At 71.8% G+C, this 12,780-nt stretch carries 10 protein-coding genes and 1 pseudogene; 9 read left to right on the top strand and 2 right to left on the bottom strand.

Going from position 1 to position 12,780, the window contains the following annotated elements; genetic code table 11:
- Window positions 1-2: 2 nt before the first annotated feature.
- The 5 genes from AC061S_RS11125 (at window position 3) to AC061S_RS11105 (ending at window position 4,914) form a co-directional block, all read left to right on the top strand.
- Window positions 3-1,025: a carbon-nitrogen hydrolase family protein gene (locus AC061S_RS11125; protein ID WP_478685714.1), complete on the top strand. Its 1,023-nt coding sequence runs from the start codon at window positions 3-5 to the stop codon at window positions 1,023-1,025.
- The gene (locus AC061S_RS11120; protein ID WP_478685713.1) at window positions 1,022-2,134 is read left to right on the top strand and encodes a cupin domain-containing protein; all 1,113 of its coding nucleotides are present in this window, start codon (window positions 1,022-1,024) and stop codon (window positions 2,132-2,134) included. The genes AC061S_RS11125 and AC061S_RS11120 overlap by 4 nt, the downstream gene beginning before the upstream one ends.
- A gap of 111 nt (window positions 2,135-2,245) precedes the next feature.
- Window positions 2,246-3,160, top strand: a complete 915-nt coding sequence (locus AC061S_RS11115; protein WP_478685712.1) for a fumarylacetoacetate hydrolase family protein — start codon at window positions 2,246-2,248, stop codon at window positions 3,158-3,160.
- A gap of 107 nt (window positions 3,161-3,267) precedes the next feature.
- A complete protein-coding gene (locus AC061S_RS11110) occupies window positions 3,268-4,011 on the top strand; it encodes a maleate cis-trans isomerase family protein (RefSeq protein ID WP_478685788.1) in 744 nt (247 codons plus the stop codon).
- Between the two features lie 63 nt (window positions 4,012-4,074).
- On the top strand, window positions 4,075-4,914 hold the full coding sequence (locus AC061S_RS11105) for a PaaX family transcriptional regulator (RefSeq protein WP_478685711.1): 840 nt from the start codon (window positions 4,075-4,077) through the stop codon (window positions 4,912-4,914).
- 12 nt (window positions 4,915-4,926) lie between these two features.
- On the opposite strand, the gene AC061S_RS11100 is transcribed toward AC061S_RS11105, so the two are convergent.
- Window positions 4,927-5,919 carry a LacI family DNA-binding transcriptional regulator gene (locus AC061S_RS11100; RefSeq protein WP_478685710.1) on the bottom strand — a complete coding sequence of 331 codons (993 nt, stop codon included), beginning with the start codon at window positions 5,917-5,919 and terminating at the stop codon, window positions 4,927-4,929.
- Between the two features lie 371 nt (window positions 5,920-6,290).
- Here AC061S_RS11100 and AC061S_RS11095 point away from each other — a divergent pair, with 371 nt between their 5' ends.
- The gene (locus tag AC061S_RS11095) at window positions 6,291-8,006 is read left to right on the top strand and encodes a discoidin domain-containing protein (protein WP_478685709.1); all 1,716 of its coding nucleotides are present in this window, start codon (window positions 6,291-6,293) and stop codon (window positions 8,004-8,006) included.
- Between the two features lie 246 nt (window positions 8,007-8,252).
- On the opposite strand, the pseudogene AC061S_RS11090 reads toward AC061S_RS11095, so the two are convergent.
- A pseudogene (locus AC061S_RS11090) lies at window positions 8,253-9,370 on the bottom strand (RNA-guided endonuclease InsQ/TnpB family protein).
- Window positions 9,371-9,461: 91 nt separating this feature from the next.
- Here AC061S_RS11090 and AC061S_RS11085 point away from each other — a divergent pair.
- The 3 genes from AC061S_RS11085 to AC061S_RS11075 all read left to right on the top strand — a co-directional run bounded on the left by AC061S_RS11085 (window position 9,462) and on the right by AC061S_RS11075 (window position 12,664).
- Complete coding sequence (locus AC061S_RS11085; RefSeq protein ID WP_478685708.1) at window positions 9,462-9,872, top strand: DUF305 domain-containing protein; 411 nt, start codon at window positions 9,462-9,464, stop codon at window positions 9,870-9,872.
- A gap of 132 nt (window positions 9,873-10,004) precedes the next feature.
- Entirely contained in the window at window positions 10,005-11,420 is a 1,416-nt protein-coding gene (locus AC061S_RS11080) for a GH1 family beta-glucosidase (RefSeq protein ID WP_478685707.1), read from the top strand.
- On the top strand, window positions 11,417-12,664 hold the full coding sequence (locus AC061S_RS11075; protein WP_478685706.1) for an MFS transporter: 1,248 nt from the start codon (window positions 11,417-11,419) through the stop codon (window positions 12,662-12,664). Before AC061S_RS11080 ends, AC061S_RS11075 begins: the two co-directional genes overlap by 4 nt.
- Window positions 12,665-12,780 lie beyond the last annotated feature (116 nt).

The raw sequence follows: 12,780 nt of genomic DNA, 5'->3' as shown, positions 1-12,780 counted from the left end.
CCATGGAGACCCGTACCCCGAACGACCTGCCCCGCTTCACCGCGGCCGCCGTCCAGGCCGCTCCCGTCTACCTCGATCCCGCCGCCACCGTCGACAAGGCCGTCTCCCTGATCGCGGAGGCAGCCGGGAAGGGCGCGGAACTCGTCGTCTTCCCCGAGGCCTTCGTCCCCGGCTACCCGTACTGGAACTGGACGATGAACCCGGTCCAGGGCTCGCCCTGGTTCGAGCGCCTGCAGCGCGCGTCCATCGACGTCCCCGGCCCGCACGTGGACACCCTGCGCGCGGCGGCCCGCCAGTACGGGGTCGTGCTGGTCATCGGCGTCAACGAACGCGCCCCGCACAGCCTGGGCGTGCTCTACAACACGCTGCTGACCATCGGCCCCGACGGCGAACTGCTCGGCGTGCACCGCAAGCTGGTGCCCACCTGGGCCGAGAAGCTCACCTGGACCGGCGGCGACGGCAGTTCCCTGCGCGTCCACCAGACCCCCGTCGGCCCGGTCGGCGCCCTCGCGTGCGGGGAGAACACCAACACCCTGGCCCGTTTCACGCTCCTGGCGCAGGGCGAACTCGTGCACGCGGCCTGCTACATCGCCCTGCCCGTGGCACCCGCCGACTACGACATGGCGGAGGCCATCGCCGTGCGGACCGCGGCCCACAGCTTCGAGGGCAAGGTCTTCTCGGTCGTCGCCTGCTCCACCGTCTCCCCCGAGATCGTCGACGCGGTCGCCGGTGAGGACGAGGCGGTCCGGGCCCTGTTCGCCCGGCCGCGCAGCGCCCTGTCGGGCATCTTCGGCCCCGACGGCCGGCCGGTCACGGAGCCGCTCGTCGACGTCGAGGGCATCGTTTATGCGGAGATCGACCTGAACCGGTGCATCCAGCCCAAGCAGATGCACGACATCACCGGGCACTACAACCGCTTCGACGTCTTCCGCCTCGAAGTGGACAACCGGCCGCGCCTGCCGGTCACCTTCACCGTCCCGCACACGGCCCTGCCGACCACCGCCACCCCCGAGGAGGACGCATGACCACCGACCAGGACGACACCGCGCTCGGCCGCGCCCGGGTCTCCGACACCCCCGAACTCACCGCCTACTACGGCGAGCTCGAAGCCTTGGAAGCCGGTGCGCTGTGGACCGTCGCCAACGACATCGAGCCCTGGTATCCGCAGCCCAAGTCCGTTCCGGTGCTGTGGCGTTACGAGGAGCTGCGGCCCCTCGTCCACAAGGCGCTCGGGCTCGTCCGGGCCGACGACGCGGGCCGCCGCGTCGTGATGCTGGTCAACCCCGGCCGCAGGGACGTCAGTGCCGCCACCGGACTCCTGTACACCGGGCTGCAGATCATGGGTCCCGGCGAGGCCATGACCGCCCACCGCCACCAGGCGGCGGCACTGCGCTTCGTGCACGAGGGCACCGGGGCGTGGACGATCGTGGACGGCCAGAAGCTGAAGGTCGGCCCGCGCGACTTCGCCATCACCCCGAACGGCACCTGGCACGAGCACGGCAACGACGCCGCCGACGCCCCGGTGATCTGGCAGGACGGCCTCGACATCCCGCTGGTCAACGCCCTGGACGCCGGGTTCTACGAGGTCCACCCCGAGCTGTACCAGCGGCCCGGGAAGGTGGTCAACTCCTCGGTCCTGAGCTACGCCGCGAACCTGCTCCCGTACGGCTCCGAGAAGTGGACCCGGCCCTACTCCCCGCTGCTGGCCTACCCCTGGGAGCAGACCTACGAGGCCCTGCTCGGCCTGGCCTCGGCCACCGAGGGCTCCCCGTACGACGGGGTCATCGCGGAGTACACCAACCCGGTGACCGGCGGCTCGGTGATGCCCACCATGAGCGCCCACATGCAGCTGCTGCGCCCGGGCCAGGCCACCCAAGCCCACCGCCACACCGGGTCGGTGATCTACACGGCGGCGAAGGGGCGCGGAGTCTCGGTGGTCGCCGGGCAGCGCTTCGAGTGGAAGCAGGGCGACGTGTTCTGCGTCCCGTCCTGGGCCTGGCACGAGCACCACAACCTCGACCCGTCAGAGGACGCCTGCCTGTTCTCCTTCAACGATTTCCCCGTCATGCGCTCCCTCGGCTTCCACCGCGAAGAGGCGTACCCGGACAACGGCGGGCACCAGCCCGCCTCCTGAGCCGCGTCGCCGCACCGGACCGCCGGCCCTGACACCGGTCCCGGTGCGGCGGCGCACCCCGCCGGGCCTCCGCCCGCACCCCCGAAGCCCCCTCTCTTCTAGGAGCCACCAATGCGACTGGTGACCTACACGACCGCGCCGATGACCGCCACCGCCGACCGCCTGGGCGCCCTGGCCGACGGCCTGGTGTACGACCTCGCGGCGCTCGCCCGGCACGCGGGCGTCGAACTGCCCGCCGACCTGCTGTCGTTCGTCCGGGCGGGCGCCCCCGCCCGCGAGGCGGCCGCCCGCCTGCTGGCCGGGGATCCCGCGGACCGGCCCGCCGGGGCCGTCCACCGGCTGGAGGAGGTCACGCTGCGCGCCCCGCTGCGCCCGGGCAAGATCATCGGGGTCGGGCTGAACTACGTGGAGCACGTGGAGGAGTCCAGCCGGAGCCTGGACACCGACAAGGACCTGCCCCCGCGTCCGGTGCTGTTCAGCAAGCCCGCCACCGCCGTCACCGGCCCCGGGGCGCCGATCCTGCACAACGCCGACCTCACGACGCAGCTCGACTGGGAGTGCGAGCTCGCCGTGGTCATCGGCACGACCGCGTTCCGGGTGACCGAGGAGGAGGCGTACGACCACATCTTCGGCTACAGCATCGTCAACGACATCAGTGCCCGCGACCAGCGCCGCTCGGGCCAGTGGTTCTTCTCCAAGGGCCAGGACTCCTACGCCCCCTTCGGCCCCGCCGTGGTCACCGCCGACGAGGTCCCGGACCCGATGGACCTGGACCTCGAACTGCGCGTGAACGGGGTCACCAAGCAGAAGTCCAACACGCGCCACATGCTGTTCCCGATCGCCCGGCTCATCGCCGACATCAGCTCGGGCGTGACCCTGGAGCCCGGCGACGTCATCGCGACCGGCTCGCCCTCCGGCGTCGGGGCCGGCATGGTCCCGCCCGAGTTCCTCGTGCCGGGCGACACCGTCGAGGCCACCGTCGAGATCATCGGCACCCTCGCCAACCCCGTCGTCGACGCCCGCTGAACCCCGGCGGACAACTCATCCGAAATCCCCGCCCGAACCATCGAGGAGCACCCGTGCCGCCCCGTACCTACCGCATCGGCCAGATCGTCCCGAGTTCCAACGTCACCATGGAGACCGAGGTGCCCGCGATCCTGCGGGCCCGCATGGAGATCGCGCCCGACGACCGCTTCACCTTCCACTCCAGCCGCATGCGCATGACGCATGTGACGCCGGAGCAGCTCAAGGCGATGGACGCCGATTCCGACCGCTGCGCCGTGGAGCTCTCGGACGCGCGGGTCGACGTGCTCGGCTACGCCTGCCTGGTCGCCATCATGAGCATGGGCCTCGGCTACCACCGCGCCTCCGAGGAGCGCCTGCACACGCGCACCGTGGAGAACGGGGCCCCGGCCCCGGTGGTCACCAGCGCCGGCGCCCTGGTGCACGGGCTGCACACCATGGGCGCCAAGAAGGTGGCCCTGCTGGCCCCGTACATGCGCCCGCTCACGCAGACCGTCGTCGACTACCTCACCCACGAGGGCATCGAGGTCCTCGACCACCACGCCCTGGAGATCCCGAACAACCTCGACGTGGCCGCCCACGACCCGGCCAGGCTCCCCGGCCTGGCCCGCGCCCTGGACTACGCCGACGCGGACGCGGTCGTACTGTCGGCCTGCGTGCAGATGCCCTCGCTCGGAGCCATCGAGGAGGCCGAGCAGCTCCTCGGCAAGCCGGTCGTCTCGGCGGCCGTCTGCACCGCCCACCAGATGCTGCGCGCCCTCGACCTGCCGGCCGTCGCCCCCGGCGCCGGCCACCTCCTCTCCGGCGCGTACGCGGAGGCTCCCCTGCACCCGGGAACGCCGGCCGCGGGATGAGCGAGGGCGGTCCGGCCGCCGCCCCTCGATAGGATCACCACCCCACACCACGGGAAGGTGATCATGTCGGACAGTCCCCTCAGGCCCAGCTCGCTGATCAGTACGGTCTACGGGGCCTTCGTGCGCGGGAGCGGCGGCTGGATCTCCGTCGCCGACCTGATCACGCTCATGTCCGAGCTCGGCGTGGAGAGCCAGGCGGTGCGCTCGGCCATCTCCCGGCTCAAGAAGAAGGGCGTCCTCGAACCGGAGCGGCGCGGAGCCACCGGGTACCGGCTCAGCCCGGCCGTCCACCCCGTCTTCGACGCCGGCGACCGGCGCATCTTCGCCAGCCTCGAACCGGCGGACCTCGCGGACGGCTGGGCCATGGCGGTGTTCTCCGTACCGGAGTCCGAGCGCTCCCACCGCTACCAGCTGCGCACCAGGCTGACCTGGCTCGGCTTCGGCAACATCGCCCCCGGCGTGTGGCTGGCGCCGGGCCGGCTACTGGAGGACGCGCGCGACATGCTCGTCCGGCTCGGCCTCAGCGAGTACGTCCACCTGTTCGCCGCCGCCGACTACGCCGCGTTCAGCGACCTGCCGGAGGCGGTGAGCTCCTGGTGGGACTTTCCCGCGATCCAGGCCCAGTACGCCACGTTCACCGGCTCGTACGCACCGGTCGCCACGAAGCTCGCCGCGAAGGACGGCATCGACCCCGGCGAGGCCTTCCGCCACTACGTGCCGATGCTCACCGAGTGGCGCCGGCTGCCCTACCTCGACCCGGGTCTGCCCGCCGAGCTGCTCCCCGCCGACTGGAACGCCGTGGGCGCCCGGCAGGTCTTCCAGCAGTTGCACGAGGTCCTGGCGGGGCCTGGCCTGCGGCACGTACAGGACGTGACGGGTTCTTCCGAGGGCCACAGGCCCTGAGGGAGCGCTCCCTCAGGAGGATTCGCGGATCACGAGGTCGTTCGGCATGACCACCCGGTCCCTGGAGCCGCCCTCGATCAGGTCCAGGAGCAGTCGCACGGTGGCCGTGGCCTGGTCGGCCATGGGGCTGCGTACGGAGGTGAGGGCCGGGACCGTGTAGGCGGCGGCCTCGATGTCGTCGAAGCCGACGACGGCCACGTCCTCGGGGACCCGCAGGCCCACCTGCCGCAGGGTGCGCAGGGCGCCGATGGCCATCAGGTCGTTGGCCGCGAACACCGCGTCCAACTCCGGGTCGTCCTCCAGGAGCTGCCGCATGGCCTCGGCTCCGGAGGCCCGGGTGAAGTCGCCCAGCGCCACGATGGACCGGCGGCCGGTGTCGCGCAGGGCGGTGCGGTAGCCGTCGAGGCGCTCGCGGGACTCGAAGAGGTCCAGCGGTCCGGTGATGGTGGCGATCCGGCGCCGGCCCCGTTCCAGGAGGTGGCGTACGGCGAGCGCGGCGCCGGCCGCGTTGTCCAGTTCCACGTACGGCACGTCCGGGGCGCAGGTGCGGTTGAACGAGGCGACCGGCAGGCCCGTCCTGGCCAGGGCCGCGGGCAGGGGGTCCGTGCCGTGCAGGGCGACGAGCATGACGCCGTCCACGTGTCCGCCGGCCACGTACTCCTCGACCCGGGCCCGGCTCCGGTCCGATTCGGCGAGCATGAGGACGACCTGTTTGTCGGCGGTCTCCAGTTCCCTGCTGACGGCGCGGACCACGGTGGAGAAGAGGGGGTCGTCGGAGACCACTCCCTGGGGCGGGTCGGAGACGACCACGGCCACCGCGTGGGTCCGGCGGGTGACCAGGTTGCGGGCGGCGGCGTTGGGCACGTAGCCCAGTTCGCGCACGGCTCGCAGGACGACCTCGCGGATCTCGGGCGCGACCGTGGTCTCCCCGTTGACGACGCGGGAGACGCTCGATCGGGAGACGCCCGCGCGGGCGGCGACCACTTCCAGCGTGGGTCTTCTCATACCGGCCCGTTCCGTTCGGCGGCGCCGCCGCCGGGTCGGGCGGACGGCCCGCGGGGAGCGTTCTCCCGCGATGGTGGACCGGAGCCTGATCGACTGTCAACAGTCCGTGTTTCGGGGGATGTTGCCGGCGTATGCGGACCGGCCGCGGCCTGCGCGGGATTCTCCCTGGTCAGCACGGTTCACCGGGAGACGTACGGGCATCGAGAGAACGCTCCATCAGTGGACGAACCGGAGTCGCCGGAATGTCCACCGGGTGACGCGACACCTTGACAGTGGTGGGGGCCCGCCCCATCCTCACCCCTCAGGGAGCGCTCCCCGACCCCCTCTCCGCCCCCGTGCTTCGCCCTCCCCCCTCGCTTCCAGGAGCCGCCGTGCCTCCGTCGCTGCGCCGCCTCGGCTTACTCGTCGCCGTCGCGCTCACCCTCCTCACCTTCAGCACCCTCCCCACCTCTCCCGCCCGCGCCGCCGAAACCCTGCTGTCGCAGGGCAGATCCGTCACCGTCTCCGGCAGTGAGCCCGGCTACAGCCCGGCGAGCGCCGTCGACGGGAACGCCGGCACCCGCTGGTCCAGCGCCTTCGCGGACCCGCAGTGGATCCAGGTGGACCTGGGTGCCGCCGCCACGGTCGGCAGGGTCTCCCTCGCCTGGGAGGCCGCGTACGCCAAGGCGTTCCAGATCCAGGTCTCGGACGACGCCGCGAACTGGACCACGGTCTACGCGACGACCGCCGGCGCCGGAGGCACGCAGAACCTGACCGTCTCCGGAACCGGCCGCTACGTACGGATGTACGGGACCCAGCGCGCCACCGGATACGGCTACTCCCTCTGGGAGTTCCAGGTCTACGGGACCCCCGGCACCGGCGACGGCGGCGACGCGCTGCTCTCGTACGGCAGGACCGGCGCGGCCTCCTCCTCGCAGGCGGACGGGAACTGCTGGGAGTGCACTCCGGCCAGGGCCTTCGACCGCGATCCCGCCTCCCGCTGGGCGACCAGCCCCGCCACCGGCTGGACGGATCCCGGCTGGATCTCCGTGGACCTCGGCGCGCCCGCGCAGATCCACAAGGTGGTCCTCCAGTGGGACCCGGCCTACGCCAAGTCCTTCCAGATCCAGGTCTCCCCGGACGGGAACGCCTGGACCCCGGTCTACTCCACGACGGCGGGCACGGGCTTCAAGCAGACCCTCACCGTCTCGGGCACCGGGCGGTACGTGCGGATGTACGGCACCGAGCGCGCGACCCCGTACGGCTACTCCCTGTGGGAGTTCCAGGTGTACGGCACCAGCGGCGCCCCGGTAACTCCCCCGCCGCTGCCGCCGGACCCCGCGAACCCGCCGCGGCTGGTGTGGAGCGACGAGTTCGACGGCCCCGCGGCCGGCAAGCCCGATCCGGCGAAGTGGCGGGCGGACCCGGGCACCGGGCAGAACGGCGAGCTGGAGTACTACACCGACCACCAGAACGCCGCGACGGACGGCGCGGGCCACCTCGTCATGGAGGCCCGCAAGGAGGCCACGCCCGGCAAGGGCTGCCCGCCCGACCCGCTGACGGGCAGCACCACCTGCCAGTACACCTCGGCGCGGATGAACACCGGGGCCACGTTCCAGTTCACGTACGGGCGCGTCGAGGCCCGGATCAAGGTCCCCAAGGGCAACGGGCTGTGGCCGGCGTTCTGGATGATGGGCGGCGACTTCCTGACCGGGCGGCCGTGGCCGTACAACGGGGAGATCGACATCATGGAGGTCCTCGGCAAGGACGTGAAGACCTCGTACTCCACCGTCCACGCACCCGCCTACAACGGCGGCGGCGGGATCGGCGGTCCGTACAAGCTGCCCCAGGACGCCGATTTCTCCGACGACTTCCACGTCTGGGCGGCCGACTGGAACAGCAAGGGCATCGTCTACAGCCTGGACGGGCGGACCGTCTTCACGCTCGACAAGGAGACGGTGGAACGCACGCGCGGCCCGTGGATCTTCGACCACCCCCACTACATGATCCTCAACCTCGCGGTGGGCGGTGACTGGCCCGGTCCGACGGACGCCACCACGCCGTTCCCGGCCCGGATGCTCGTCGATTACGTGCGCGTCTTCCAGTGACCCGAAGGGGGCTGCCCGGTCCACCACCGGGCGGCCCCGGTCCGCCGCTTCCGCCCTTCCCCCCTCTACCCGCAGGCAAGGAACCACCGTGCGAAAACCCTGGTTCACGCTGCCCGCCCTCCTGGCCGCGGGCCGGGACGCCGGTGCCCGGTACGTCCGGGCTGGGACCGCTAACGACACCAACATCGCCTCGATCCAGCTGATGATCCCGGTGACCCCTCCCCCTCCTGAGGAGGGGGCTTCTCGCTATGCCGTGTTGGCGTTGCGACGGACCAGCCCGGCCCGTAGAACGTTGATTGCGCCCACCGTGTCCGCGTGCGCCTGGTGGCCGCACGACATGCATTTGAACTTTCCCTGTGTTAGCCGGTTCTCCTTGGCGACGTACCCGCACTCGGGGCAGGTCCGAGAGGTGTTGCGGGGGTCCACGGCGATCACTTCCCTACCGGCGCTTTCAGCCTTGCTGGTGAGGATCGTGAGGAACACCCCCCAACCGGCTTCCGAGATCGAGCGGTTGAGCCCCGCCTTGGCTGTGGCCCCGTTGGGCAGGAAACCACCCGGCGCCTTAGGGTCGGGCTTCGGGGCGGGGGCCTTGACCATGTTGCGGATCTTGAGGTCCTCATGCGCGATGAAATCGTGCTTACGGACCAGATCCAACGCGCTCTTGTGCGCGTGATCAAGGCGCTGACGCCGGACCTTGCGGTGCAGCTTGGCGACCTTCTCAACGGCCCTGCGGTGATTGGCGGTGCCGCTTCGCGCGGCCAACGCGCGGGAACAGCGAGAGGGCCCGCTGTGCGGCTTGCAGCCGGGCGGCTGCGCGCCGGCCGTGGCGCGGGCTGGGCGCGAACTCGCCGTTGGAGTCGGCGAGGAAGCTGGCGATCCCGGGGTCGATGCCGACCACGGACCCGGTTGCGGGCAGCGGTTCCAGCTCAGCCTGTCCGGTGGTGAGGACGACGTACCAGCGCTTGCCCTCGCGCTTGACCGAGACGGTCTTGACCTTGCGGGGTGGCATCCCACCGGCAGCCGTCCCCGTCCTTGGGGAAGTCCACGGTGTCGAACCAGTTCACCCCACGAAAGCGCGGGTAGCCGGGCGTGTCACCGGACTTGATCCGGCGGAAGAACGCGGCGAACGCCTTGTCCAGCCGGCGAAGCGTCGCCTGCTGGGAGGAGAACGACCAGCGGCCCTGACGCTCCGGATCGAACCCCCGGATCTCCTTGAGCTGCACCGACTGCATCCCGTACTTGACGGACGTCTTCGACACATGCCGGTACGCGCCACGACGCTCCTGCAACGCCCCGTTGTAGAGCGAGCAGTGATCGCGCAGCATCTCGCCGAGCGCGATCGCCTGGCCCACAGTGGGCCGCATGACGAACCCCGACGCTCCACGCTTCCGGGCCAAGGATGCGCTTCCGTCCCCGGTTTAGGCCGGGGTTCCCCACACAGGAACAGGACCAGGGGTGGACGAGCGGGCCCGGCTGCTGACGGACCTCGCGCCGGCCCGGGCCGGGGATCCGGCGCCGGCCCGGTTCGCGCAGCGGGCGGCGGACCGGCAGGGGGCCGAACTCGCGCGGCTGCGCGCACTCTTGGCCCTCTCCGGAGCACCCGACACCCGCCCCCACGAGGGGCACGACATGCCGGGCATGGTCGGCTCCGACACCGTACGGAGGGCCGGAGCGCTGTCGGGGGCGGAATTCGACCGGGTCTTCACCGCCGCCCTGCGCGCCCACCTCACCCAGTCCCTGCTGCTCTGCGCGGGTGAGCGCGCCTCTGGCGGGGCCGCGGAGGCCCGGGAGCTCGCCGGGGAGCTGGAGAAGGCAGGCGCCGAGCAGCTCGCCCTGTTCGACGCGGCACGCTCCGGCAAAAGTTGAGAATTGTTCACTTTCCATTGACAGGGCGGGTTCGGGGACCCGAAAGTGCCGTGAACAGCGCGCCCGACGGCGTGCGTCCCCGTACTCGCGCGTGCCGGGGATTCCGTGCGTCCCCGACCGAAGCGAGCCCGCATGACCACGTCCGTACCGCCCGTTCCGCCCGTTCCGCCCGCACAACAGCCCGTACCGCCCGTACCCCGTTTCCCGGCCGGCTTCCGCTGGGGGGTCTCCGCCTCCGCCTTCCAGATCGAGGGCTCGCCCACCGCCGACGGCCGGGGTCCCTCCTCCTGGGACGCCTTCACCCGGGAGCAGGGCCGCGTCAAGGACGGCTCGCACGCGGAGGTGGCCACCGACCACTACCGCCGCTACCGCGAGGACGTGGCCCTGATGGGCGGACTGGGCGTGGACGCCTACCGGTTCTCCGTCTCCTGGTCCCGGGTCCTGCCCGACGGGCACGGGACCGTCAACCGGGCGGGGCTGGACTTCTACGACCGGCTCGTCGACGAGCTGTGCGCCGCGGGGATCGATCCGGTGCCCACCCTCTTCCACTGGGACACCCCGCTCGCGCTGGAGGAGCGGGGCGGCTGGCTGGAGCGCGACACCGCCGAGCGGTTCGCGGCGTACGCCTCGGTGGTCGCGGAGCGGCTCGCCGACCGGGTGCCCATGTGGATCACCATCAACGAGCCCGCCGAGGTGACCCTCCTCGGCTACGGCCTCGGCGAGCACGCCCCCGGCAAGCAGCTCGTCTTCGACGCCCTGCCCGCCGCCCACCACCAGCTCCTGGCCCACGGTCTGGGCGTACAGGCCCTGCGCGCGGCGGGCGCCCGCCACATCGGCATAGCCGCCTCGCACAGCCCCGTGTGGGCCGCCGGCGAGAGCGAGGAGGACCAGGCCGCCGCCGCGTTGTACGACACCCTGACCAACCGCCTCTTCGCCGACCCGATCCTGACCGGCGCCTACCCGGACGGCCTGGCGTCCCTGCTGCCCGGCCCGGTGGCCGAGGACCTCAAGGCGATCTCGGCCCCGCTGGACTGGTACGGGGTCAACTACTACAACCCGATGCTCGTCGGCGCCCCCGCCCCGGCCGGCGGCTCCGCCTTCGGCGGGATCGAGATACCGTCCGGACTCCCCTTCGGCATCCGGGAGATCGAGGGGTACGAGCGCACCGACTTCGACTGGCCGGTGGTCCCGGACGGGCTGCGCGAACTGCTCGCCACCCTGCGCGAGCGCTACGGCGACCGGCTGCCGCCGCTGTACATCACCGAGAACGGCTGCTCGTACGGGGACGGGCCGGACCCGGGCACGGGGCGGATCAAGGACGCGCGCCGGATCGCCTACCACGAGGGCCACGTGCGCGCCCTGCACGAGGCGATGTCCGAGGGGGCCGACGTCCGCGGCTACTTCATCTGGTCGATCCTCGACAACTTCGAATGGGCGGAGGGCTACCAGCAGCGGTTCGGCCTGGTCCACGTCGACTACGCGACCCTCGCCCGGACCCCCAAGGAGTCGTACGCCTGGTACCGCGACCTGATCAAGAGCGGCAGGTGACCGCCGGGCCGAAGGCCGCCCCGGCGGAGGAGACCGTCACGCCGCCCGGCGGCCGGTGGGTGAGCGCGCTGTCCCTCGCCAACCTCGGGGTCTGGGTCGGCTGGTTCGGCCCGCTGCAGCTTCTCCTGGCGCGCCAGGCCGAATTCCTCACCCCGGACCACAAGGCGTCCACCCTCGCGCTGGTGACGGGACTGGGGGCGGCCGTCTCGATGGTCGCCAATCCCGTCTTCGGAGCCCTGTCCGACCGTACGACGGCGCGCGCGGGCCGCCGCATCCCCTGGGTGGTCGCCGGGGTGGCGGGCGGGGCGGCCGGCCTGGTGGTCCTCGGGTTCGCCCAGAGCGTCGCGGTGGTGGTCGCGGGCTGGTGCCTCGTGCAGCTCGCCCTCAACGCCGCCTTCGCCGCCCTCACCGCGGCCGTCCCGGACCAGGTACCGGTCCGGCAGCGCGGGCTGGTCGGCGGCTGGCTCGGCGTCTCGCAGGTCATCGGGATCCTGGTCGGCACGGCGCTGGCCACGGTCGCGGGCGGCATCACCGCCGGCTATCTGTCCTGCGCGGCCTTCTGCGTGCTCGCGGCGGTGCCGTACGTGCTGATGCGGCGGGACTCGGTGCTCGCCCCCGCCGCCCGGCCGGCCTTCCGGTGGCGCGGCTTCCTGACCGGCTTCTGGATCGACCCGCGCCGCCATCCCGACTTCGGCTGGGCCTGGCTGACCCGGTTCCTGATGAACCTCTCGTACTCGATCAGCACGATGTACCTGCTCTACTACCTGACCGACGCCGTGCGCTACCGGGGCGACGCGGACACCGGCGTCCTGATCCTCACGGCGCTCAACGCCCTCACCCTGCTCTCCACGGTGGTGATCAGCGGCATCCGATCGGACCGCAGCGGCCGCCGGAAGTCCTACGTCATCCGGTCTGGGCTGGTCATCGCCGCGGCCACGCTGCTGCTCGCCGGCTGGCAGACCTGGACCGGCGCCGTCGTCGCCTCGCTCATCCTGGGCCTCGGCTTCGGCGTGTACACGGCGGTGGACTTCGCCCTGCTCACGGACGTGCTGCCGACGGCCGAGGACCGGGGCAGGGACCTGGGCGTCATCAACATCGCCAATGCGCTGCCGCAGGTGCTGGCCCCGGTGATCGCGGCCCCGGTCGTCACCCACCTGGGCGGGTACACGGCCCTGTACACGCTGGCGGGCGTCCTGGCCGTGGCGGGATCGCTGCTGGTCCGCCGGATCCGCTCGGTTCCGTAGGCGGTTCACCTCCGCCGCCCGCCGCCCCGCTTCGCTTCGTGAAACCGGGCACATTTCTCACCCTTTTGGTCCGATTTGGACCAAACTTGTGTAGTTCGGATTCCGAAGCGACAGGG

The organism is Streptomyces sp. CA189 (assembly GCF_056428985.1).
This window is presented reverse-complemented; position numbering and strand designations above follow the sequence as displayed.

Bases quoted from the DNA above. Each gene is read 5' to 3' on its own strand.
- AC061S_RS11125 (WP_478685714.1), top strand. From the start codon at position 3: ATGGAGACCCGTACCCCGAACGACCTGCCCCGCTTCACCGCGGCCGCC.
- AC061S_RS11120 (WP_478685713.1), top strand. From the start codon at position 1,022: ATGACCACCGACCAGGACGACACCGCGCTCGGCCGCGCCCGGGTCTCC.
- AC061S_RS11115 (WP_478685712.1), top strand. From the start codon at position 2,246: ATGCGACTGGTGACCTACACGACCGCGCCGATGACCGCCACCGCCGAC.
- AC061S_RS11110 (WP_478685788.1), top strand. From the start codon at position 3,268: ATGGAGACCGAGGTGCCCGCGATCCTGCGGGCCCGCATGGAGATCGCG.
- AC061S_RS11105 (WP_478685711.1), top strand. From the start codon at position 4,075: ATGTCGGACAGTCCCCTCAGGCCCAGCTCGCTGATCAGTACGGTCTAC.
- AC061S_RS11100 (WP_478685710.1), bottom strand. From the start codon at position 5,919: ATGAGAAGACCCACGCTGGAAGTGGTCGCCGCCCGCGCGGGCGTCTCC.
- AC061S_RS11080 (WP_478685707.1), top strand. From the start codon at position 10,005: ATGACCACGTCCGTACCGCCCGTTCCGCCCGTTCCGCCCGCACAACAG.